The 21,620-nt window shown below is 45.5% G+C and carries 10 protein-coding genes; all 10 read right to left on the bottom strand.

Features of this window, described 5'->3' with window-relative positions:
- Positions 1 to 20: 20 nt before the first annotated feature.
- The 10 genes from KUA48_RS11100 to KUA48_RS11055 all read right to left on the bottom strand — a co-directional run bounded on the left by KUA48_RS11100 (position 21) and on the right by KUA48_RS11055 (position 21,548).
- Positions 21 to 2,543: a cellulase family glycosylhydrolase gene (locus KUA48_RS11100; RefSeq protein WP_218432514.1), complete on the bottom strand. Its 2,523-nt coding sequence runs from the start codon at positions 2,541 to 2,543 to the stop codon at positions 21 to 23.
- Between the two features lie 290 nt (positions 2,544 to 2,833).
- Entirely contained in the window at positions 2,834 to 4,396 is a 1,563-nt protein-coding gene (locus tag KUA48_RS11095) for an ATP-binding protein (protein ID WP_218432512.1), read from the bottom strand.
- A gap of 130 nt (positions 4,397 to 4,526) precedes the next feature.
- Positions 4,527 to 6,923: a thioredoxin-like domain-containing protein gene (locus tag KUA48_RS11090; protein ID WP_218432510.1), complete on the bottom strand. Its 2,397-nt coding sequence runs from the start codon at positions 6,921 to 6,923 to the stop codon at positions 4,527 to 4,529.
- Positions 6,924 to 6,987: 64 nt separating this feature from the next.
- Positions 6,988 to 9,594, bottom strand: coding sequence for a xylan 1,4-beta-xylosidase (xyl3A, locus tag KUA48_RS11085; protein WP_218432508.1), 2,607 nt, complete (start codon positions 9,592 to 9,594; stop codon positions 6,988 to 6,990).
- A gap of 114 nt (positions 9,595 to 9,708) precedes the next feature.
- A complete protein-coding gene (locus KUA48_RS11080; protein ID WP_218432501.1) occupies positions 9,709 to 12,246 on the bottom strand; it encodes a TIM-barrel domain-containing protein in 2,538 nt (845 codons plus the stop codon).
- A gap of 66 nt (positions 12,247 to 12,312) precedes the next feature.
- Positions 12,313 to 13,257, bottom strand: a complete 945-nt coding sequence (locus KUA48_RS11075) for a family 43 glycosylhydrolase (RefSeq protein WP_218432500.1) — start codon at positions 13,255 to 13,257, stop codon at positions 12,313 to 12,315.
- Positions 13,258 to 13,277: 20 nt separating this feature from the next.
- A complete protein-coding gene (locus tag KUA48_RS11070) occupies positions 13,278 to 13,982 on the bottom strand; it encodes an acetylxylan esterase (RefSeq protein WP_118254771.1) in 705 nt (234 codons plus the stop codon).
- A gap of 13 nt (positions 13,983 to 13,995) precedes the next feature.
- The gene (locus KUA48_RS11065) at positions 13,996 to 16,512 is read right to left on the bottom strand and encodes a glycosyl hydrolase family 8 (protein ID WP_218432499.1); all 2,517 of its coding nucleotides are present in this window, start codon (positions 16,510 to 16,512) and stop codon (positions 13,996 to 13,998) included.
- A gap of 118 nt (positions 16,513 to 16,630) precedes the next feature.
- A complete protein-coding gene (locus tag KUA48_RS11060) occupies positions 16,631 to 18,424 on the bottom strand; it encodes a RagB/SusD family nutrient uptake outer membrane protein (protein WP_218432498.1) in 1,794 nt (597 codons plus the stop codon).
- Positions 18,425 to 18,443: 19 nt separating this feature from the next.
- Positions 18,444 to 21,548, bottom strand: coding sequence for a TonB-dependent receptor (locus KUA48_RS11055; protein WP_256624431.1), 3,105 nt, complete (start codon positions 21,546 to 21,548; stop codon positions 18,444 to 18,446).
- Positions 21,549 to 21,620 lie beyond the last annotated feature (72 nt).

Below are 21,620 nucleotides of genomic sequence, written 5' to 3'. Positions count from 1 at the left end.
AACAATCTATCTCATATATTTTATCTCAAAACCACCTTCTTGCCATTATGGATATAGATACCCTTGGTTGGGTGTTCTACCCGCTGACCCTGAAGCGTGTACCAGCCGGAGTTCTCTTTGGTCTCCTGACCGCTGATATGCTCAGCACTCTCAACCTGCCCGATGCCCGTAGTACCATCGTTCCAACCACCATCGATGCTTCTTGAACGAGAAGCACTGGTCATGGAAATCTTCAGATGACCTACCACTACCTCAAGCCATGAACCACTGCCACCCCAGCTGTTTGCTACAGGAGTGAAGCGGAAGTGATAGTAACCCGTGTGGGAAGCAGTGAATCGTACCTGACCACTATTGCTGCCATAAGTATTTGCACCGGTGTTCTTGTTCACATTCTTGGTACACTGGATAATCTGAGAACCCAGTACGTTGTTGCTCTCGTCGAGAACCTCACACTTCAGATAAGGAGACCCCGACCACGCCACGGCATTATAAGAGAATACATAGCTGCCCTGCTTCAACGAGAAGCCATAGCCCCAAGTAGAACCAAACTCAGCGTAGCCTGCCTTGCTGGCATCGCTCTGACGGATGTAAAGACCCGTAGAAAAATCACCACCGGCAAACTTGAAGATGCGTGGACCAATGCCAGCTGCACCAGCCGCTTTCTGCTCTCCGGCATCAACAATCTTCCATCCGGCAGGAACCTGTCCCACGGCATTCAGTGCCAGCGGATTTCCCTTGAAGTAAAGAGCCACATTGCCTACCAGAGCCTCAACCCAGGCACCACCTGTGCCCTTGGCATCAGCCACAGGGGTGAAACGTACACGATAGTTGCCCTTAATCATGGAATAGAACGAGAGAGAAACCCTGGTGGTACCCGAGAGATAAGCCCCCATATTGCCATTGGCATTGCCATTTGCCTTGACGATGGTAGAAGCAAGCACGGCATTCTGAGGGTCGTACACCTCCACCTTCATATATGGAGCACCCTTCCATGCTGCCACATTGCAGCTCAGCTCATACTCGCCATATACCAGAGGCAGGGTATAACCATTTGTATTACCATATTCTATATAGCCAGCCTTATCGGCAGAAACAGTTCTCACATAGAAAGCATTCTTGAAATCACCAGAGAAGTTCATGATGCGTGGACCGCTCGATTTATTGCCGACATAAACCTGAGTGCCATTATCTGCCACCGTCCATCCCGAAGGAACAAATCCGCTGCCATTGCCCCACGACTTGATGATGTTCTCGCCCTGGGTATTGCCAGAAGTAGAAGAACCGGTAGAAGGCTGAGTATTCGGGTTAGAAGAAGACGTACCAGCAGACTTATGAGCATAGTCTTTCTTGGAATACTCGTAATACCAGTAGAAGCAGGTCTGACCGCAAGCCTCCGGATTAGCCTCCAATCCAGCCTTGATTTGACCAGTTTTCAGGAAGTTGTCGATATCCAGATAATCATCAGTACTGGTCAGCGTCATGCTGATGTTTCCGAAATGATCCATCACCTTCTTCCAGGCATTACCCCATTTGCTTGTGGTAGCAGTTCCCCATGAACCCAGGTTGCTGGCCACCCACTGTCCAAACTCATTATACTTACCTGCACCAGGTTTCTCCGGACTCCAGTCTATCTCAGAAACAAGAATCGGTTTATTTTTTACCACAGGCACCTGCTTCTGGAAATTATAGATGAAAGCATTGGAATCATAGCTGGTATCACTTGCCCCATACCATCCCGGATACACATGCACGGCATAGCCGAAGTTACTGTCGGAAACAGGATAAGAGGCATAATTCTCATACTGGCTCTGATAGCCCGTGCCAGGAATCCAGATAATACCCTTGAAGCCATTCTTGCGAATCACATCAACTACTGGCTGGAAATAATCCCGCATGGCAGTAGCAGAACTCTGACCATACCTATTATATATATGAACAGGCTCGTTGGCAAGTTCCAGCGATACGATGCCGGAATTATTCTTCACCCAACTGTTGCTGGAAACAATGTTCCACACCGTTTTAAGATAATTCTGATAAGCATCGCCTACTTTCAAATCCTTAGGACATACGCCTGGAGGACGAATCACCACATACAAGCCATGATTGATGGCCTTCTGCGCAATAGGCAGATAAAGGGCATCAAGATACTTCTGCAAACGGCTAGCACTGAAACGCGATATATTAGCCTCTCCAGTATCAGAACCCGTTGACTTCTTGTTGGGATCATTGGTCCAGCCTGGTTCGAGATGAAGACGGAAGATATTACAATAGGTACCTTTGGCAGGATTCTGGAGTGCTCCAAAAATCTTGTCATAATAGCTTATGCATGCCGAGATGTTATTGTCGGTACAGCTATAACCCCAACGATATTTGTTGAAGTAAGGACTCGGTGTATCCATCACACCATGTAAAACCACTTTGTTGCCATAGGAATCATTCAACTGATTGCCATTCACATGAAGCGGCGAAACCACTCCAAACTGGGCGAACAGACATGACGGTAGCAACGCAGCCGCCAATATCGCCAAAAATCTCTTTTTCATTTGTTTTTAGGTTGAAATATAAAAGTTTAAAATTGTTATGATGCCGATGATTTTCACCGGCTTTCTTTATTAAAGCTGTTAAAACGACGCAAAAATAGCGATTTATTCTATTCATTACTTTATCTCATGTAACAAATACTTTGTTATGGTTTTCATGTCGAATAATTATCTAAGAGTGTCTGTTTTATAAAACAGAAAAGATGACCCCGCATTTTGCAAGGCCATCTTTTCTGTTGCTACTCCCCAAACTTCCACCAATCCAGGAAGAAGAGGTTCTGCTACTAAGGGAACTATTTTGCCCAATCCAATACAATCGTCTTATCTTCATCAATCATAAAGTTCATACCAATCTTTTCCACGGTTTTGTCTCTTAGGGCAAAAGCATCAGCATAATGCTTGTTGTTGATTTGGTCAAGAGCCTCTTGTGCTGACTTATTAAATTTCAGTTCTATCACATAGATGGTATCCTTTGTTTCCATCGTAATGTCTGTTCTTCCACGGAAAGTATGCTGTTCCACCAATATACGGAAATTCGTAAGCAGGGCAAAGATGATATACATTGTCTGCTGATAATGCCCCTCATAATCGGTATTATCGCAATAAGGTACCGTCTCCCAGAACGTTTTCAATAGCTGAAGAGCACCATCCATGTTACCCTTATTGATAAGAGAAGACATCTTGGCCACGGTCGTATTGCACATTGCAGACTTTGCCGCTAAATAATGCGGTAACATACTGCGATACAAACCAATCCTCACTTCTTTGTTAGGCAGAGCCAAGGTATAGAGTTCCGTTTCCGGATCATAATTCTTGATAGTGATATAACCACTCTGATAAAGTAAAGGCATGATAGTAGTCATCGTCTCAGTGGCTGCATCAAAATCATCCTTTAATGCATCCATCTGTTCACCCAGGTCAATCGGTGTAAAGTCATATTTCCGCATCATATTAAGGAGATAAGTAGGAGTGCCTGAGCCAAACCAATAGGAATTCATCTGTCCTTCAGCTAAACAGTTCAACAAGCTATAAGGATTGAAAATATCTGATGATGGCCAGGTAAAGTGATAGCCATCATAATTTTCCTTCAGTTTTGACAAGGCTTGTTCGTGTGTCAATCCCAACCTACCTGCTAACACATCAATATCCTCATCAAACTTATCCAACAATTCCTCCTTGGTAATGCCGCAAATGCCAGCATACTCTTGGTGCATACTCACATTTGTGATATTATTGAGTTCACTGAAGATACTAAGTTGCGAGAACTTGGTGATGCCTGTCAAGAAGACGAAACGCAGCATTCGGTCGCTATCCTTTAGGGGACTATAGAAATTGCGCATCACCTCCCTTAAGACGCCCAAACTAGTATCCTCATGTACCACATCAAGCAAAGGAGCATCGTATTCATCGATGAGCACAACGACCTTCTGCCCAGTCTGTTCATATACCGTTTTTATTAAATTAAGCATACGGACATTCGGGTCGGGAGACTCATTGACGATGCCAAATTTTTCTTCATTTACCTTTAATATATATAAGAGATAGCGCACAAGTTGGTCTTTCTCCATGTGCTTTCCACCTGCCAAACTAAAATGAAGCACAGGATATTCCGTCCAATCTTTTTCTAGCTTTTCGATGGCAAGCCCCTTAAAGAGTTCCTTCTTTCCCTCGAAATAGCTCTGCATAGTAGAGACGAGGAGTGACTTTCCGAAACGACGTGGACGACTCAAGAAGAAATACTTTCCACTCGTATGAGTCATACGATAGATGTACTCCGTCTTATCTACATAGAGAAAGTCCTCCTCTCGAATCTCAGAGAAGGTCTGCATGCCTATTGGATATAACTTCGTTGCCATATTATCAACAATTTACTATTTACGTTGGCAAAGATAAGCAAAAATCCCGAAACCGCCAAGCGATTTCGGGATTTATTATGTATTCAACTGTGCACCCAATACCTTGAAGGGGATTTTATCAGTATTCTTACTATCTGTTCAGTTCCTTGATGATTTTCTCCAGATTGTCAAGCTGGCGGGCATCCACTTTCACATCTACCAGATTTCCTTCCTTGTCGAAGAGGCGATAGGAAGGGAAGGAGCGAATGTTGAGATAGTTCTCGATGGCACTCTGCTGAGCCGCTGGCAAATTGTAGTGGGCGATATTGTCGCCAACCAGATCATTCAGTTTGATGATATTTTTCCATGACTCTTCAGGACTGTTGTTTGCCATGTAAAGATATACCACATCGTATGGAGCCAAGCGTTCGAACTCTTCCTTCGAATGGGCTAGAGCCTCCTTGCAAGGGGCACACCAGGTTCCCCAGACATCCAGCAATACAAGCTTTCCCTTATAAGGCTCCAATATATGGCGAAGAAGCTTCTCACCATCGCTCATATCCTGCGGAGCTGTCTTGATACTGGCAGTAATGTCCCTGTTCTGCAAAGACAGGTACTTACGGTGTTCTGCCAATACTTTCTCCCTGAGAACTTCAGAACTGATACTATGTTCTGCCAGGTCAAGCCCATAACTATTGAGTGGCATGGCTAGTCTTTCCAACATCTGAAGAATGGCTTTGGTGATGATGACATCTTTCTGCTGCTGGCTGCATCCCATGCTATCAGCTATATGCTGGGCATAATATACATCGATGAGAGGAGTCTCATCCTTAAGCATCTTGGCTATGTCTTCTCTTCCAATAATAGCCGTAGCACGCTTGGCAAGGGCTGAGTTGGAAAAAGCATTTTCTATTTTCTCCTGCTCCTTGGCATCTGTCGTCTGATATTGCTTGATAGTCATGGCATCCAGATTCTTAGCCCATTGTTCCACCGTAGCAATTTCAGAATTTGTTATCGCAATATCCCCCTGAGCCTTGTGCTTTCTCAACAGTTCCGGATAATAATTGGTGAACAAGAATCCATAGGTCTTCCCCATGGGTGTACTGTACTTTAACCTTGCTTCCTGGTCGATGAGATCTTTAGTCAGCATACTATAGTCACGAAACTGAGTATAAGGCTGCGGAATCTCCTTCCATATTTTTTTCATTTGGCTTACATATTCCTGAGGGAAAATATGGTCTTTTACACGATATGCTCCCTGTAAGATTGATGATGCATAACTACAGAGAAGATATCGGGCAGCATACTCCTGATAACATTTGGAAATAGATGCCGATTTTTCTATCTGTTTCCGTAAGTTCCCTTCAGCCTCCTTATATCTGGATTCAAGAATCTGCATCATCTCCTGGGCTGGAACCTTATTTTCATACTTACCTGCATAGTCTGCGTTAATCATTGGGATAGGATGCGCCAGCAGTTCATTTTGCAAGCGACAGTTCTTACCCATGAAGATAGCATGTCCAGACTTGAAGTCATAGAGCAGATAATAGGTCTCACCTGGCTCCAACACCGTGTTGATATAAGTATGTTTCCAGTCCATGAAAACCTCGGTAGAGTTGATGAGAGGCACTTTGATCTCAAATCTGCCAAGTGAATCGAGCTTGCTACAATTGCTCACTTCCTTGAATGTGGAAAAGAGATCATAATACTGCACACTATACTCCTGCCCTCTATCCCAAAATTCCTTAGGCATATTTCTGAGCCATCCCACAACAATAGCCGTATCGGGCTTGTTATGAGTATCCTTCAGACTTGTGGTCTCATCTTTCTGCGGATAATCCGGAAGGATGGAAGTGGTAATGAGCGAATATTCGGCTTTCTTGCCGTTGATGCTCATCGTGCGCTTGCCATGTTGAGGTTTGTCGATGTTGACAGCCAGGTCGCTCTTGCCATCGGTAAGGATGAAAGAGTACTTGTCGCCCTTCTGATTCTTCTGCTTGTATTGCCAGTAACGGCAGTCGTAGATGGCGAAATCTTCATAGAATCCTATCTCCCAATCGCCGGTCGCATCGTTGCGCCAAAGCGAGGAGAAGAGCTGTTTGATGCGGGTATCGATATTCTCGATGCCCAATATCTTGAAGTTCTTTTTGCCGTCACCTTCCAGGAAGTCAAACATTCGGGTCTTCTTGGGGAGCGGTGCGAAATGGAAGACCACATCCTCCTTGCCAGAGCTAGGCATATAGTGTTCTTCGTCAAGTTTCAGTCCATCACAGCTCTTGACGAGATATTTCTTGCCATCAGCAAGGAGATAGGTTTCCTTCACAAACTTTATCCAATAGTGTGGGGGAAAAGTGATGTGCATGAACACTCGTGTTTCATCATCTGCGAATTCCACACGATAGATGTTGAGTTGAGATTGAAAAGGATCATAAAATAGCTGGTTCGATTCAGCTATCGGCTGTTCCCAGACAATAGGTTTCTTGCCATTCCCAGCCCAGCAAGTACAGAGACATAGGACTGCGATAAGTACACAAAGGATTCTTTTCATAATTCGATTATTTTATTGGATTGATACTATTGAAAGCAGTATATATTAATTAGTATACCGTTACTTAATATTCAATAGAAACATCCAGTTTCTTCAAATCCTTATCAGCCGAACTGCTGCCGTAATAAACCTCATACTTTCCTGCCTTGGCACGGACGGTATTGGTTGCAGCATCGAAGAGTTCGAAGTTTCTGCTATCCAGCGTAATGACAGCCTCAGCAGTCTTTCCTGCCTTCACCTCCACTCTCTCGAAAGCCTTCAAGCTCTTCAATGGTCCTTCGGTATCGGCAGGATCCTTTACATACACCTGCACCACCTCGGTTCCATCTTTCTTGCCAACATTACTTACAGGCACCTTCAAGGTAATCTTCTCACCCTTCTTCAGGATAGAGTTGGAAAGTGTAGCATCGCCAATACGGAAAGAAGTATAGCTCAAGCCGTAACCGAATGGGAAGAGCGCATCGTTCATATAGCGATAGGTTCTGCCCTTCATGCTGTAATCCTTGAAATCAGGCAACTGATTGGAATTGCGATAGAAAGTGATTGGTAACTTGCCGGCAGGATTGTACTCACCAAAGAGCACACGAGCCACTGCCTCACCACCTTCCTGACCAGGATACCAGGCTTGGAGAATAGCATCGCAACTCTCTGTCTCTGGAGTCAAGGCGATAGCCGAACCCGAACAGTTGACAAAGACAACCTTTTTGCCCGCCTCCTTCAAAGCCTTCAGGAAATTGCGCTGAACCTTAGGCAATTCGATGTTGGTGCGGTCACCACCCTTGAAGCCAGAAATCTCGATAGGCATTTCCTCACCTTCCAACTGTGGAGAAATGCCACCTACGAAGACTACAGTCTCGCAATCCTTCAACTGCTTGAGCGAAGCCTGATAGTCGATAGGATTCTCATGACCGATATTGATCTTCATATTGGCATTATAGGTTGGCATCTCAGCATATCGTATTTCTATCTTATACTCCTTGCCTTTCACGCCCTCAAACTCGATGCGGGATTCTGCTGTGCGCCAATCACTCTTTTCTGACTTTTTCTCACCATTCAGATAAACCTCATAATGACCGCAGGCAGCCACATCGAGCAATACCTTGGCGTTCTGCTTAGGACGGAATACGGTTTCATACTTGGCAGAAAAGCCCGTCAACTTCACATTGGGTGCAAACGAATGCTGACCATAGGTAGTTACCTGCACAGGATTCTTTTCCTGAGTGATGGTAACAGGCTTACCTTCCATTTCACGATTGTTCCAGAAAGTGCCCTTAAAGCCCATCTTGCCATCCATGCTACACTGGTCGAAGTAAGAATCCAAAGTCTGGTCGTTCACCAGGTCGCACCCTTTAAAGGTGACGATCTGGTTTTTCTTCAAACGACTCTTGATACCATCCAGGATGGTAATTGTCTGTCGTGGAGTACCATTATAGTTTCCCCACATCATCGGTTCGTTATCCACATTTGGTCCGATGAAAGCAATCTTCTTTAGCTTTTTATCGAGAGGTAATACCTCATTATTGTTTTGGAGCAGCGTCATGGTCTGCAGAGCCATATCGAGCGAGAGCTGGCGATGTGCCTTGCTGCAAAGCACAGATACAGGAATCTTCGACCATGATACTATCTTGTTGTCATCCATCTCACCCAAGTCGAAACGACCTTCGAGCAGACGAATCACATGCTTATCAACTTCTTCTTCAGTCAGGGCACCATACTTCACAGCCTCAGGCACTGATTTATATACATAATTAAATCCACATTCTACATCGGTTCCAGCCAATACGCCCTTAGCTGCTGCATTTCTGGCATTGCTCGAAACCTTATGATTCTCCCAGAAATCAGTAACAGCGCCACAGTCAGAAACTACCAGGTACTTGAATCCCCACTCGTCCCTGAGAATCTGCTGCAAAAGGCGGGTGTTGCCGCAGCATGGTTCATCATCCCAACGCTGATAGGCACACATCACCTCACGCACCTTGGCATCCTGCACCAGCGATTTGAAGGCAGGCATATAAGTTTCCCAAAGGTCGCGCGGTGTAACATCGGTAATATTGTCTGTATGGCGAGCCCATTCCGGTCCGCTATGAATTGCATAGTGCTTGGCACAAGCCCAGAGTTTGCGGTATTTCGTATCTTCAGGTCCCTGCAATCCGCGCACCACGGCACATCCCATCCTACTGGTAAGATAAGGATCCTCACCATAGGTTTCCTGTCCACGTCCCCAGCGAGGATCACGGAAGATATTCACGTTTGGAGTCCAGACAGAGAGGGCATGGAAACGGGTTACATCTCCTCCCTTCTGCTGCAGTTCATTCCATTTGGCACGCATCTCATCAGATGTTGCATCAAAGACTCTATACACCATTCTGTCGTTAAACGAAGCTGCCATTCCGATAGGTTCCGGAAAGACGGTTACATCTCCCATGTTCGCCACACCATGCAGTGCCTCGCTCCACCACTGGAATCTCTTGATTCCCAATCGCGGAATAGCCGGCGAATCATCCAGCATCAGAGAAGCTTTCTCTTCCAAAGTGAGACGACCACATAAATCTACCGCTCTCTCATGAGCCGAGAGGGCTGGATTCTGATAAGGAAACTGCTGAGCTGAGGCATTGCCGGAGGACATAGTTACCACAAACATCAAAGCTGCGTATATAACATTCTTGTTCATTGTAATTACTATTAAGCTATTAGTATATTAAATTGTTATTTGTGCTGCAAAGATAAACAAAAAAGCAGAATACTACTTTATTACAAGTATCAAATACTTTATATAATGTAACACTTACAGCTGTATCTTTACAGCCTTTCCGTCATATTCCACACTCTTGCTTGCCTGCATAGGCTGATCGCCCGCACCACTATTGGTATCCACCAGTACGATATGGAATCTGCGATGCTGGAGCATTCCCTTATAGCTGCCCTTGCGTGGAGCGATGCTCAGGGTTCTGTCTGCTTCATTCCAAACAAACTGGATTTCCGAGAATTTACCCTTCTCGTAATTATAGTTGTCGCCCTCATCCTCATAGAGCGTAAATTTACCATCAGCACCAGGATAGACACGAATTTCCAGCTCATCCCAAGGTTTCTCTGAACTATACTGCACTTCAGGACCGAATGGCAGGATGGTACCTGCCTTGATGAATACAGGCATGATGTCGATAGGACAAAGGCGCTGGATATCCTGACCGCCCTCATACTGGGTGTTGCTCCAGAAATCATACCATTTATTACCCTTTGGCAAGTAAACATTCACAGGCGCAGCTGCCTTCCTTACATCAGGATAGATGGTATGGCCCTTCTTCTCCTTATCCTTCCAAGTGTATAAAGGATCGGTTACCGGCTTCACCAGAATGTTGCGGCCGAAGAGATACTCATCGTTCAGACGGGAAGCCTTCTTGTCTGCCGCATAATCCATTACCAGGGCACGCATCATGCTTCCGCTATTCTGTACACAGTCACCAGCCGTACTGTAGATATAAGGCAAAAGGCGATAGCGCAACTTGATGGCCTTAATCATAGCATCATAAGCCCAGTCGCCCTGCTTTCCGAATTCATACAGTTCGCTTACCATCGGCGAAGAACAGTGGTTGCGCATCAATGGCATGAAGGTTCCCCACTGCATCCAGCGGGTCTGCAATTCCTGAATGGCTGGATTCTTTGGATTCTGTTCAAACTCCCAGTAGAAGAAACCACCCAGGTCGGTGTTCCAGAATGGGATACCGCAGAGCGAGAAGTTCAAGCCCGATGGAATCTGATTCTTCATCTCGTCCCAGGAAGCCACCACATCACCGCTCCAGCAGATGGTGCCATAATGCTGAATACCGAGACTGCCGCTTCGGGTCATCTGGAGCGAACGCTTTGTGTTGCCCTTCATCGCTCTCTGGTGCTCGTAGATGCTCTTGTTGTGCAATAATGGGAAGGCGTTCTTCACACCCAACCATGAACCATCGAAGGTCTGATAGTTCTCATCGCCCGGCTTCTCAAAATGGTCTGGCTCCGTAGAATCGGTCCACCAGGCATCAAAGCCCATCTGGTAGAGATGAGTAAGATACTTCCAGTAGAGGTTGCGAGCCTTCGGATTGAAGACATCGTATGGCATCACGCCACTGTTTCTTGGCCACGTTTCAAAAGGAAGGAGGGCATTCATCTTCTTCAGTTCACGATACTGCTCTGTCCAAGGACCGAAACTTGCCCAGATGGAAATCATCAGATGGGCATCGTTCTTATGAACATACTTCACCATCTCTTCCGGACTCTTCAGACGGGGTTCTCCCTGTACCTTCATCTGCTTCATATCGGTAGGAAGATACTTGGCATAGGCTGGGTCGCCCACCTTATTTATATAGTATGGGTTCTGGAATTTCATCGCATTCCAGTTGGAGTCGCATCCCCAATACTGCCAGTCCTGCACGATGGCATCAGTAGGAATCTTCAGTTCGCGATACTTGTCCAACACGCCAGCCAGTTCATCACTGGTCTTATAGCGCTCACGGCATTGCCAGAAGCCCATCGCCCATTTCGGGAACATGGTAGCCTGTCCGGTGAGTTCACGGATGCTGGCGATGACTCCATCTTGCGTACCATCCTTATACATGAAATAGTAGTCGGCGCAGGTTCCCACTTCACTGGTAAAGGAAGTACATGATGGCTGGTTGCCATTATTCTTGGATGCTACGATATCATTGAAATAGGTTTTTCCTGCATTGTCCCAGTAAAGACCATAGCCCTTCTCACTGGTGAAATAAGGGATGGCGATATAAGTATTATTGTTCCAGAGCACGATGTTCTGGCGGCCACGCTGATTCATGTAAACATCGCGCAACTGTCCCAGACCATAGATGGCCTCGTCATCAGCAAGACGGAAGTCCTGCTCTATACGGTACTTGCCCTTGTTGGCTTTATCCTTGCGAGCTTCCAGACGGGTCTTCGTATCAGTAAGCAGCAGCTTTCCATCCTTCGAAAGGAAGCGGATTTCGCCAGTCTGCTGATTCAGTTCAACGGAAATAAAACTAGAATTGATTTTTACAATATCACCGTTTTCCTGTATTTGAACGCCCTTCATCTGCTGAGGTTTCAAGATGACAGAATAGCTTTTCTTCTGAACAGGAGCACCAAGTCCGGCATCAGATTTCAAGATGCGGACGATGGATGGAGAATAGAATTCGATGGTTACATTCTGCTGAGCCACCTGACGGGTGATAGACTTGGCAGCCGCACCTTTCTGGGTGCCTGCCACCTTTACATTCTTGGCGCTGAGTTCACTTGGAACGCCAACGACAGCGATGCCCAAAAGGGCAATGAGAGATAAATTCTTTAGCATACTTCTGTTTATTTTATTAGAGGGTTTATGATTGGAACGCTTCTCGATTGTCAAATCATCATGAATTTATTGTTGTCTGAAATTCCATTTAGAATTATCGCTATTGAAATCGAAAGGAGCCAAGCCTGGGGTACAATCGCCGAGTGAAACCAATGCCAGTTTCTCTTCTGTGCCTGGCACTGCCTTAGGCATGATGCGATAGGTGCCATCGGTGAGCAGTTCGATGCGCCAAAGCTGGGCATCTTCACCCGTAAACTCAGGTTTGGCAATGACATCATGCTGAGCGGTTGCGGTAAGATAGCGAGTAGTGCCTTCTATGCAGATTTTATAATTAGGACCATCGCAACAGGTGCCATGGGTGCCGAGAAGATAATACCAGCCGTTGCGGTAAATCAAATCAGTAGCCTCGCAGTCGATGGCGATATTGACGGGTTCGTTGCCTTCCATCCGCTTACCTGTCTTCGGATCAAGTTCTACCAGACGGATAAATCCGAAATAGGTACCATAACTGAGCCAGAGTCTGCCGGTAGTAGGGTCGAGCAACAAGCCCGCATCAATGGCATCACAGTCTTCATCATCCAATGAAGAAGCTACCACCACCGGTTCAGTATATTTGAAATCAGGCGATTTCGGATCGAGCGTTTTGTTCCACATCGTCAGGACATCACCGCGATGACTGCCACCCAATCCACCCCCCGTAGCACTGTAGGCTACAAGATAACGGTCGCCAATCTTCAACACATCAGGAGCCGCTCCTCTGCCGGGACGAACAGCACCACCCTGCCAGGTCCAGCCATCCTCCGACCAGATTCCACCTTCACCCGTTCCAAAGGTATAATACTTTCCATCACACAGGGCAATGGTAGAAGGATCATGAATGAAAGGTTCGCCCACCTGGGCTTCTGCCTCGTAAGCAGAGGAAGACAACAAGGCAACCAAAGCAGCGGCATAAAGTTTCTGCTGAGCAGCAACCGGGCTAAAATATCTGAAAAATATATTGTTCTGTTTCATAACTTTCTTTATTGATTGCACTACTTCACGTGAATAGACAGGTTTCTGACAGGCTTGCCCTGTCCGTCGATGAATCGGACACAGAAGTCGCTCATACCAGGTCCATTGATTACAGCACCACGAAGAATATTCCTACCTTTCTTCAAGGTAAGCTTCTTAGAAACCACATCATCGCGAACCATTCTTCGGTCGCCTTCGAGCATCACCGCCTCCTCACCATTGAGCCACCACATGGAAGCACCATTCGAGCCAACAGACAAGCGGACGTCTTTCATCTCCTCAGGACAATCGATAATGGTAACCGCCCAGAACAAGACACCATACTTGGGCTTCTTAAACGAAGTGGCGAAACGGAAGAGTTTCACATTAAACAGTTTACTGTCCAGCGCATGCCATTTCAGTTTTTCCTTGCCCACCTTCACGACGGCTCCATCCTTAGGAACAGTTTCCATCTGTTTAGGGAAATACTGCGTATGGAATATCTCCTTCAGATAAGAATCTGTAAAAACGACATTGCTCTTGACCGGCATAGAGATGGGCTCCAGGAGCAACCATCTCTGAATAAAGCCAGCCGCATTAGGCATGACAGCCTGCTTGCCGACTGGTCCGAAATAAGGATTGATGTCTGCAGGTAAATTCCTATTTTGGGCATCCGCAGAGGAATGCCCCAAAAGGAATACACATAAACAAAACAATCTAACTATTTTATTAAAAAATTTGTACATAGACTATTCATTATTATTGAGGTTCGATAATCTGATAACGGCCACTCAGATGCATGAAGGCGAAGAGACGCAACAGTCCGTCGTAATAGCCATCGAAGAAGCCTTCTTTATCTGGTTCATGCTTGGCATTCCAGAAATGACTGACGAATTCCCTGCCCTTCACATGATTGCTGACCAATGAAGCCGCAGCCGAAGTGGCAACAAAACCGATAGAATGGCGGAGTGCCTTAGGAGCCGTACCTGCCGGCAGAATATCTTCTACCATCGTTCCATCTACATTATACTGGTCCAGGAAAGAATCAATGCCCTTACTATACAGGAAGTTCTGCAGCGTATTGGCATATTTCTGCTGCCACTCCTTATCCTTGCAAGCCCAGGAATAATCGAGCGCTATGTTCATTGGAACACGCCATGAATCGTAGCGGAATGCATCACCCAGCAACCGACCCGTCTTCATCAGACTGCCATCATAGTTGCAATAGTCCGGGTTCAAGCCCGTCTTCTCATTGATACACTTATGCAGGAACTCACGGCTTTTCTCAGCACACTCCTTCCAGAACTGGGACCGTCCGTCGTTAGCCCATTTCGCCCAAACCTCGTAAAAGGCAGGGAGATGGTAAGAAGGGTCGGTAAACTTCCCGCCCCAATGATCGGGCGTAAAGGTGATGAGCTGATGTTCAAGATTGATGAGCGGAGCTGTGCGGTCCATTCCCGCCTTCTGCATGCTGCAATCCAGAATATGCTGCGCTTCCTTCAGATAGTTGATGCCCGTATCATTTCCCCATCGGTTGGATGCAAAGATGAGCGAAGTTACGAAATAGAGTTCACCATCCGATGCGGCTCCCTGCGCATTTCTCGTTCCATCAGTCTTGCAGCTCCATGCGAAATAGCCCTTATAAGGTCCTTCCTGATGCTGCATGTATTTCTTGCTCCATCGCCAGAGACGGTCGAAGATGTCCTTCTTGTCAAACTGCACGGCAGCCATCATTCCATACGACATGCCTTCGGTTCTCACATCATTGTTCTTTATATCGCTGACATATCCCATGGAATCGCCCACTTCGAAATAAACCTTGTTCTTACCGTAGAATACATCATTGAACACTTCGTTCACCTTCCTGTCTATATCAGCCTGCTTATAGCCCATCTCGGCAAAGAGATTACGATACTGGTGAGTTTCGAAAGCTCCCTTTTCCCAAGGCAACGCATCGAAGCCCAGCCAGTCTACCTCTACGTCGGCTCCACTCTGCAAGGATACATGGAGAGCATGAACGCCCTGAGGAGCATGGAGCACCTGGGCTCGGACATTCTTCCAGGCTGCCGACTTTGGAATCTTCACCTTAGCGATGATATTACCCTTCTTGCCATCGGCTCTGACTACGAGCACACCGCCCTTTGAAGACTTGGCACGAACGGTGATTTCTTCCACCTTCTCATTACCGAAATCCACCTTATTATATATAAGGGCAGTATTCTCTTTAGAAAAGAGAGTCTTCCATCCTTCAAAACAGTTGTTCTTATCCAGATAATCAATACCAATACCCTTGCCTTGCAGCGCAGAATAGCGGTCAATCTGAATACGCGAACGAGCGTTCGTCAATCCCACACCTCTTAGCGTAGGTATCACCTTCTGTATCGTTCCGTCAGGATTGAAGTTCAGAGAGTCGATTCGCACCGAGCGGTTCTTGTCAAACTTAGGCGAATAATCATTATGATGATAGAAAAGATACCACTGTCCCTGATATTCTACGATGCTATGATGATTGGTCCAGCACTTCGTAGGGGACTCATCCATGATGATGCCCTTGAACGTGAAAGGTCCCATCGGATGGTCAGCCATGGCATAAGCCAGCGTTTCGGTTCCATCCTTTTCACGTACCCAAGGGAAGGTGAAATAATATTTGCCGTTACGCTCGAAGGCAAATGGTCCTTCCTTGAATCCCTCAGGCAATCCCTCTACCAGTTTGGGTTCCGAGGCAAGTTCCGTCATGTTTGGTTTCAGCTTAGCCATGTGCAATCCTGCTCCAGCCCAGTAGATATAAGCCTGTCCGTCCTTATCTATCAGCACACAAGGATCTATGCCGTGCACACCCTCTATGGGTTTCCACATCGGCATAAACGGTCCTTCAGGCTGGTCGGCAACCGCCACACCTATTCCGAATCCCTTCTCCTCCCCTTTCGGAGCAGCAGGGAAATAGAAATAATATTTCCCGTCTTTCTCTACACAGTCAGGAGCCCACATCGTATAACTGCCGTCCTGTACCCAAGGTACTTTATCCTGCGAAACGATGACTCCATGATCCTGCCACTCCGTAAGATTAGTGGAAGAGAAAACGTGATAATCTGCCATGCAGAACCATTCCTTCAGTTTCTCGATAGGACTCGGAATATCATGAGAAGGATAAAGATATACCTTCCCGTTGAATACGCGAGCCGTAGGATCAGCAGAATACTGTCCGCTGATAATCGGGTTCTGAGCCGAAGCTCCTGTCGATAACGCCAGCATCAAGGCACACATCCATGTTTTCATATGTAAATTCCTTTAAAGAAGAAAAAAGGGAGTGCTTTTTTTCAAAACACCCCCTAATTGTCAAACAATCTATAGTTCTTTAAACTAAAAACACTATATTAACAAAACAACTTCATGATTACCAACCAGGATTCTGCTTTAGGTTAGGATTCTTATCCAACACGGTCTGTGGATAAGGGAAGAACTCATGCTTGCCCTCCTTGAAACCTACCTTGAAATTAGTCTCAGGAGTGTTGGTCGTATAGAAACGGCTGTTTGCTTCTGATCCATGCTCCCAAGTTACATTCTGGTCGTCTGCCTTTGGAGTTCTGAAAACCTTATCAAACAAATGTGGCACGACTGTACCAGCCTTAGTCAAACGCTCAATGGCCTTTGTATCATTCCATCGCATGATATCGAACCAACGACAGCCTTCAAGCCAAAGTTCATATGACTTTTCTTTCTTCAACACATCCATATCAACAGTTTCACTGATTGTCTTGGAACCAGCACGTTTCTGAATCATGTTGATATATTTCTTAGCTTCAGCCTGATCGCCTGTCTGAAGACAAGCCTCTGCATAATTGAGCAAAACCTCAGCGTAACGCATGACAAGATAATTATTCAAGCGAATGTTATCACCATATTTCTTGCCTTCAGTATCAGAAGCTCTCATTATTTGCTTGAACGCCAACCAGGTAGAGTTGCCGTAGAGTCCCTGAACAGGGTCATTGATGCCAATCTTGTTACTGGTTTTCTTCTGCTCGTCAGTCATATTATCGATTTCATCCTTGCCGTAAGACATATGATAAACCGCATCATCAATATGCTTTAAAGTAGCCTTCAAGCGATAAGAGTCACCATCATTTTTATAGAACTCGTCACCAAACCACTGAGGCACGCCAAGGCCACCCCAGCCATCAACGCCGCCACAATAAACCTTGTTAGGAGAAACCACAAAGTGATCAGCACGCCAATCCCAATAGTTGGTTTCCATCCAGCTAGAACGCTGAATCATACCACCCCAATCGGTCTTACCTGCATTATACTCGAAGTTGACTTCAAATACCTTCTCCTCGTTGGCATCACCCTCGATATGGAAGTTGTCAGCATATTTCTCACCAGGAACAAGGTCATACTTGCCCGAGTCTATAACCTTTTTAAGGGCAATTTTAGCCTTATCATACTGACCGGCAAACAAATAAGCCTTTCCGGCAAGAGCATATGCAAAGCCCTTGGTTACCTTCACAGCTCCATCCTTGTCATCCTTACTTTTACGCTCATCCAAATCGTTGGCAGCATTCTCACATTCCTGCGCAATCCACTCTATCAACTGTTGGTGATTCATAGGATGCTCAGGATCCTTATCACAATTAAAAGGCTGCGCAGAAGCATCCAGAACATGAGTTACCAATGGTGGAGTACCCCAAAGATTAGCTAACAGGAAATAATCATAAGCACGAAGCACACGAGCCTCTGCAGCGCAACGTTTCTGCACAGCGGTAGTAGCATCGGCAAAGTGATCGAGTACAAGGTTACAGGTATATACAGAGAGATAGAGACCTGTGTACATAAACTTTGGCACCTCAGCCTCAGCATCATAATAGAACTGATTGAGCATGATACCAAACGTATTATCACCAGAGTTGGCACCTGCTGCCAACACATCGTCTCCACACTCATTGACTATCAGTTTCAATGGAGTATAAATACCTGGGCCACCACCATCGTGGTTACGTCCCATCACATTACACATAAAGCCTTCGTATGCAGCAACGAGGGCTGCCTCTGCATCAGCATCGGTCTTATAGAAGTTCTCGGTAGGTATTACACCCTTCTGCTCAATGTCTAGCTGATCCTCACAAGACGTAGTGAGCGTCATTGTTCCTGTGGCAGCAAGAGCCAATATTGTTGAAAATAATATTTTCTTCATTGTTTTTGAATATTAAAGGTTAGAATGTTACATTGATACCAAATACCACCTTCTTGGAAGTTGGATAAGTACCATTATCAAAACCACGAGATGCGCCACTATTCATAGAAGCGGTCTCCGGATCAGCACCAGGATACTTGGTGATGGTGAAGAAATCATCCAGTGAGCAATATACACGAAGATTGCTGATACCTGCCACGCTAGAGATAGCCTTTGGCAATGTATAGCCCAACTGAATCTGCTTGATCTTGAAATATGAGCCACTGAACACAGCTGCATCAGAACTGAAGAACTTCCAGTCTGTAGCAACCTTTTTCATATCAGGATATTTAGCATTGGTGCGGTCTGCTCTCCAAGAATCCTTCCAGTAGGTATCAATTCCATTGATCAACGGACGGTCTGCAGAAACCATCAAGTTGTAAATCTTGTTGCCAGCAGCGCCTGTTCCAAATACGGTGAGGTCAAAGCCCTTATATTCTGCATTAAGAGTAATACCATAAGTAAACTTAGGAATAGCTGAGCCCAAATCCTGCTTATCTTCATCGGTTGGAGCTGAAGTTGTTTCGCCATTCTTATTATAATAGAGAGCACTACCATCTTCGGCTACACCTGCATACTTGTAACCACGGAAATACCATACCTGATGGCCAGCCTCGAATGTAGGCTTAAGCTGGTTATTGAATCCATCAATACCTATTTCGGTCAAACGGCTTATAAGGTTAGAAACCTCCTTCACCTCATTCTTCAGAGTTGAACCATTTACGGTCACACTATACTTGAAGTCCTTGATGTTGTCTCTCCAACCCAACTCGAAATCAAGACCAGAGTTAAGTACCTTACCTGTATTAACAACACTCTTGTTTACACCAATCTCAGGAAGAGGAGTAATCTCAATCAAGAGGTCTTTGGTAGTCTTGCGATACCAGTCAACACCCAAGGTAAGACGGTCGTTAAGGAAACGAGCATCAAGTCCAAGGTCAATCTGCTCTGAAGTTTCCCACTTCAAGTCTGGGTTAGCAAGTCCAGAAGGCTTAGAACCAAAAGTCAGCTTACCATCTCCAATAGAAGGATTATACTGATAGAAACTCTGATTAAGAGCTAAGGTAGAAGCATAACGATAATTGTTCAAGATATTGACGTTACCATTCTGACCCCAAGAACCACGAAGTTTCAAGAAAGAAATGGCATCACGACTTATATTGTCCTTGAAGAACTTCTCATTGCTGATAGCCCATCCTGCTGAAACTGATGGGAAGTTACCCCAACGTGCCTTCTTTGAAAGTTTTGATGTATCGAAAGCATCACGACGGAAGTTAACCTGCATGAAGTAACGGTTGTCATAGCTGTAAGATACACGACCAAAGTAAGATAACTCTGTAGCATCTGAAGGAGCGTTACCTACATTCTTGGTTGCATTAGCCAACAAGTAGTCGATGTAATGGAAGTTTGGCTCATAAGATGTGAGTATGTTACCTCCTGTAGAACTGATGGAACTATTATCCCAATGATTCTTGGTAAACGACATACCTGCCATGGCACCAATAGTGTGCTTGCCGATTGTTGTCAAATAGTTGGCAAAGTTCTCCCACTGATAGTACAAACCATTATTGGTTTTCGCTTCAATGGTATAGTTTTCACTATGTGCCATAGATGATAACCAATATGGAGTCTCGTAGTTATGATAGTTACTCTGAGTGATACGATAACCTAAGCGAGAAGTAAATGTAAAGCCCTTGAATGGCTTGATATTGGCAGCAACGGTACCACGTACATTGATACCAGAAGTCCATGTGTCATGACGATCGCGCTGATAGAGAGGGTTACCAGTAGCATCATCTACATATTTAGAAGTACCATAGTAGTCATTGTTATGGCTTGGATCTCTTGGAACTGGGCCACCGGCTTCTACCTGGGCCTTCATGCCAGGAGCCAAATCCTCCACATTACTGATATAAGCTGGAGTCAAAGGATCGATAGAAACCACAGAGTTCAGCAATGAACCATAACCTCTAGTTACACCTTTGGTCTTGTACTTTTCAAAAGATGTATTAGTAGTCACGTTCAACCACTTATAGATATCATAGTCGGCATTGATCTGACCAGTGAAACGCTTATAAGTATCCTTGCTACCTTTAACGATACCATCATTGTTCAGGATATTCAAGCTGGCGAGGAAACGTCCCTTACCGTTACTTGCCTGCAAGGTGAGACTATGCTGGTGAGCCAGACTGTTCTCAAATACCTCGTCATACCAGTTGGTGTTCTGACCATTATAGTTGTTCTTCTTCAGAAGATCATCGTTCAAGTCGCCCAAATACTTGTGATACTCGATATACTCAGGAGCATCAAAGATATCAGCCTTCTTTCCCAACGACTGGATAGTGAACTTGCTGCTGTAAGAAATCTGAGCCTTACCGCCATTGGCAGCACCCGTCTTGGTAGTAATGATAACGACACCATTACCAGCCTGCGCACCATAGATGGCAGCAGAAGCGGCATCCTTCAATACCTCCATGCTCTCAATCATAGATGGATCCAGGTACTGGATGTTATCCACCTTCAGACCATCGACGATGAGCAACGGACCGATATTACCACTATTGGAAGAATAACCACGGATACGGATATCGGCAGCCTCACCCGGACCACCCGAGTTGATAATCTGCACACCGGCAGCCTTACCCTGGAGGGCAGCACCGGCATCGGTAGCTGACAAACCCTTGATGTCATCGCTCTTGATAGATGCAACTGCACCTGTCAAGTCGCTCTTCTTCTGAACGCCATAACCGATGACAACGACATCATTCAGAACTTTTGAATCATCCTTCAAGGTAATGGAAAGGGTTTTACCAGCCTCAGCTTTCACGGTCTTAGGCTCCATACCCACATAGGTAATTGTCAATGTTGCATCAGGTGCAGCATCAATGCTAAACTTACCATCCAAGTCGGTAACAACACCCAGCTTGCTACCATCTACTTTAACAGTAGCACCAATCACAGGTTCTCCACTTGGATCAGTCACTATACCTTTTACTATGCTCTGAGCCGAAACTCCCAAAGGAAGCAAACAGAGCAGGAATAGCAATACAAACGGCTTTTCAATCATTTTAAAATTCACCATCATAAAAATAGATTAATAGTTATACTTACTTGTCAGTTGCTAAATATTACATTATTATATTCTACATCCTAAATT

This window comes from Segatella copri, assembly GCF_019249795.2.
Classification (GTDB): Bacteria; Bacteroidota; Bacteroidia; order Bacteroidales; family Bacteroidaceae; genus Prevotella; species Prevotella copri_B.
The sequence above is the reverse complement of the archived record's forward strand: the minus strand, read 5'-3'. Positions and strand labels throughout refer to the sequence as shown.

Coding starts and splice junctions, on each gene's coding strand:
- KUA48_RS11100 (WP_218432514.1), bottom strand. CDS start 2,543: ATGAAAAAGAGATTTTTGGCGATATTGGCGGCTGCGTTGCTACCGTCA.
- KUA48_RS11095 (WP_218432512.1), bottom strand. CDS start 4,396: ATGGCAACGAAGTTATATCCAATAGGCATGCAGACCTTCTCTGAGATT.
- KUA48_RS11090 (WP_218432510.1), bottom strand. CDS start 6,923: ATGAAAAGAATCCTTTGTGTACTTATCGCAGTCCTATGTCTCTGTACT.
- xyl3A (WP_218432508.1), bottom strand. CDS start 9,594: ATGAACAAGAATGTTATATACGCAGCTTTGATGTTTGTGGTAACTATG.
- KUA48_RS11080 (WP_218432501.1), bottom strand. CDS start 12,246: ATGCTAAAGAATTTATCTCTCATTGCCCTTTTGGGCATCGCTGTCGTT.
- KUA48_RS11075 (WP_218432500.1), bottom strand. CDS start 13,257: ATGAAACAGAACAATATATTTTTCAGATATTTTAGCCCGGTTGCTGCT.
- KUA48_RS11070 (WP_118254771.1), bottom strand. CDS start 13,982: ATGTACAAATTTTTTAATAAAATAGTTAGATTGTTTTGTTTATGTGTA.
- KUA48_RS11065 (WP_218432499.1), bottom strand. CDS start 16,512: ATGAAAACATGGATGTGTGCCTTGATGCTGGCGTTATCGACAGGAGCT.
- KUA48_RS11060 (WP_218432498.1), bottom strand. CDS start 18,424: ATGAAGAAAATATTATTTTCAACAATATTGGCTCTTGCTGCCACAGGA.
- KUA48_RS11055 (WP_256624431.1), bottom strand. CDS start 21,548: ATGATGGTGAATTTTAAAATGATTGAAAAGCCGTTTGTATTGCTATTC.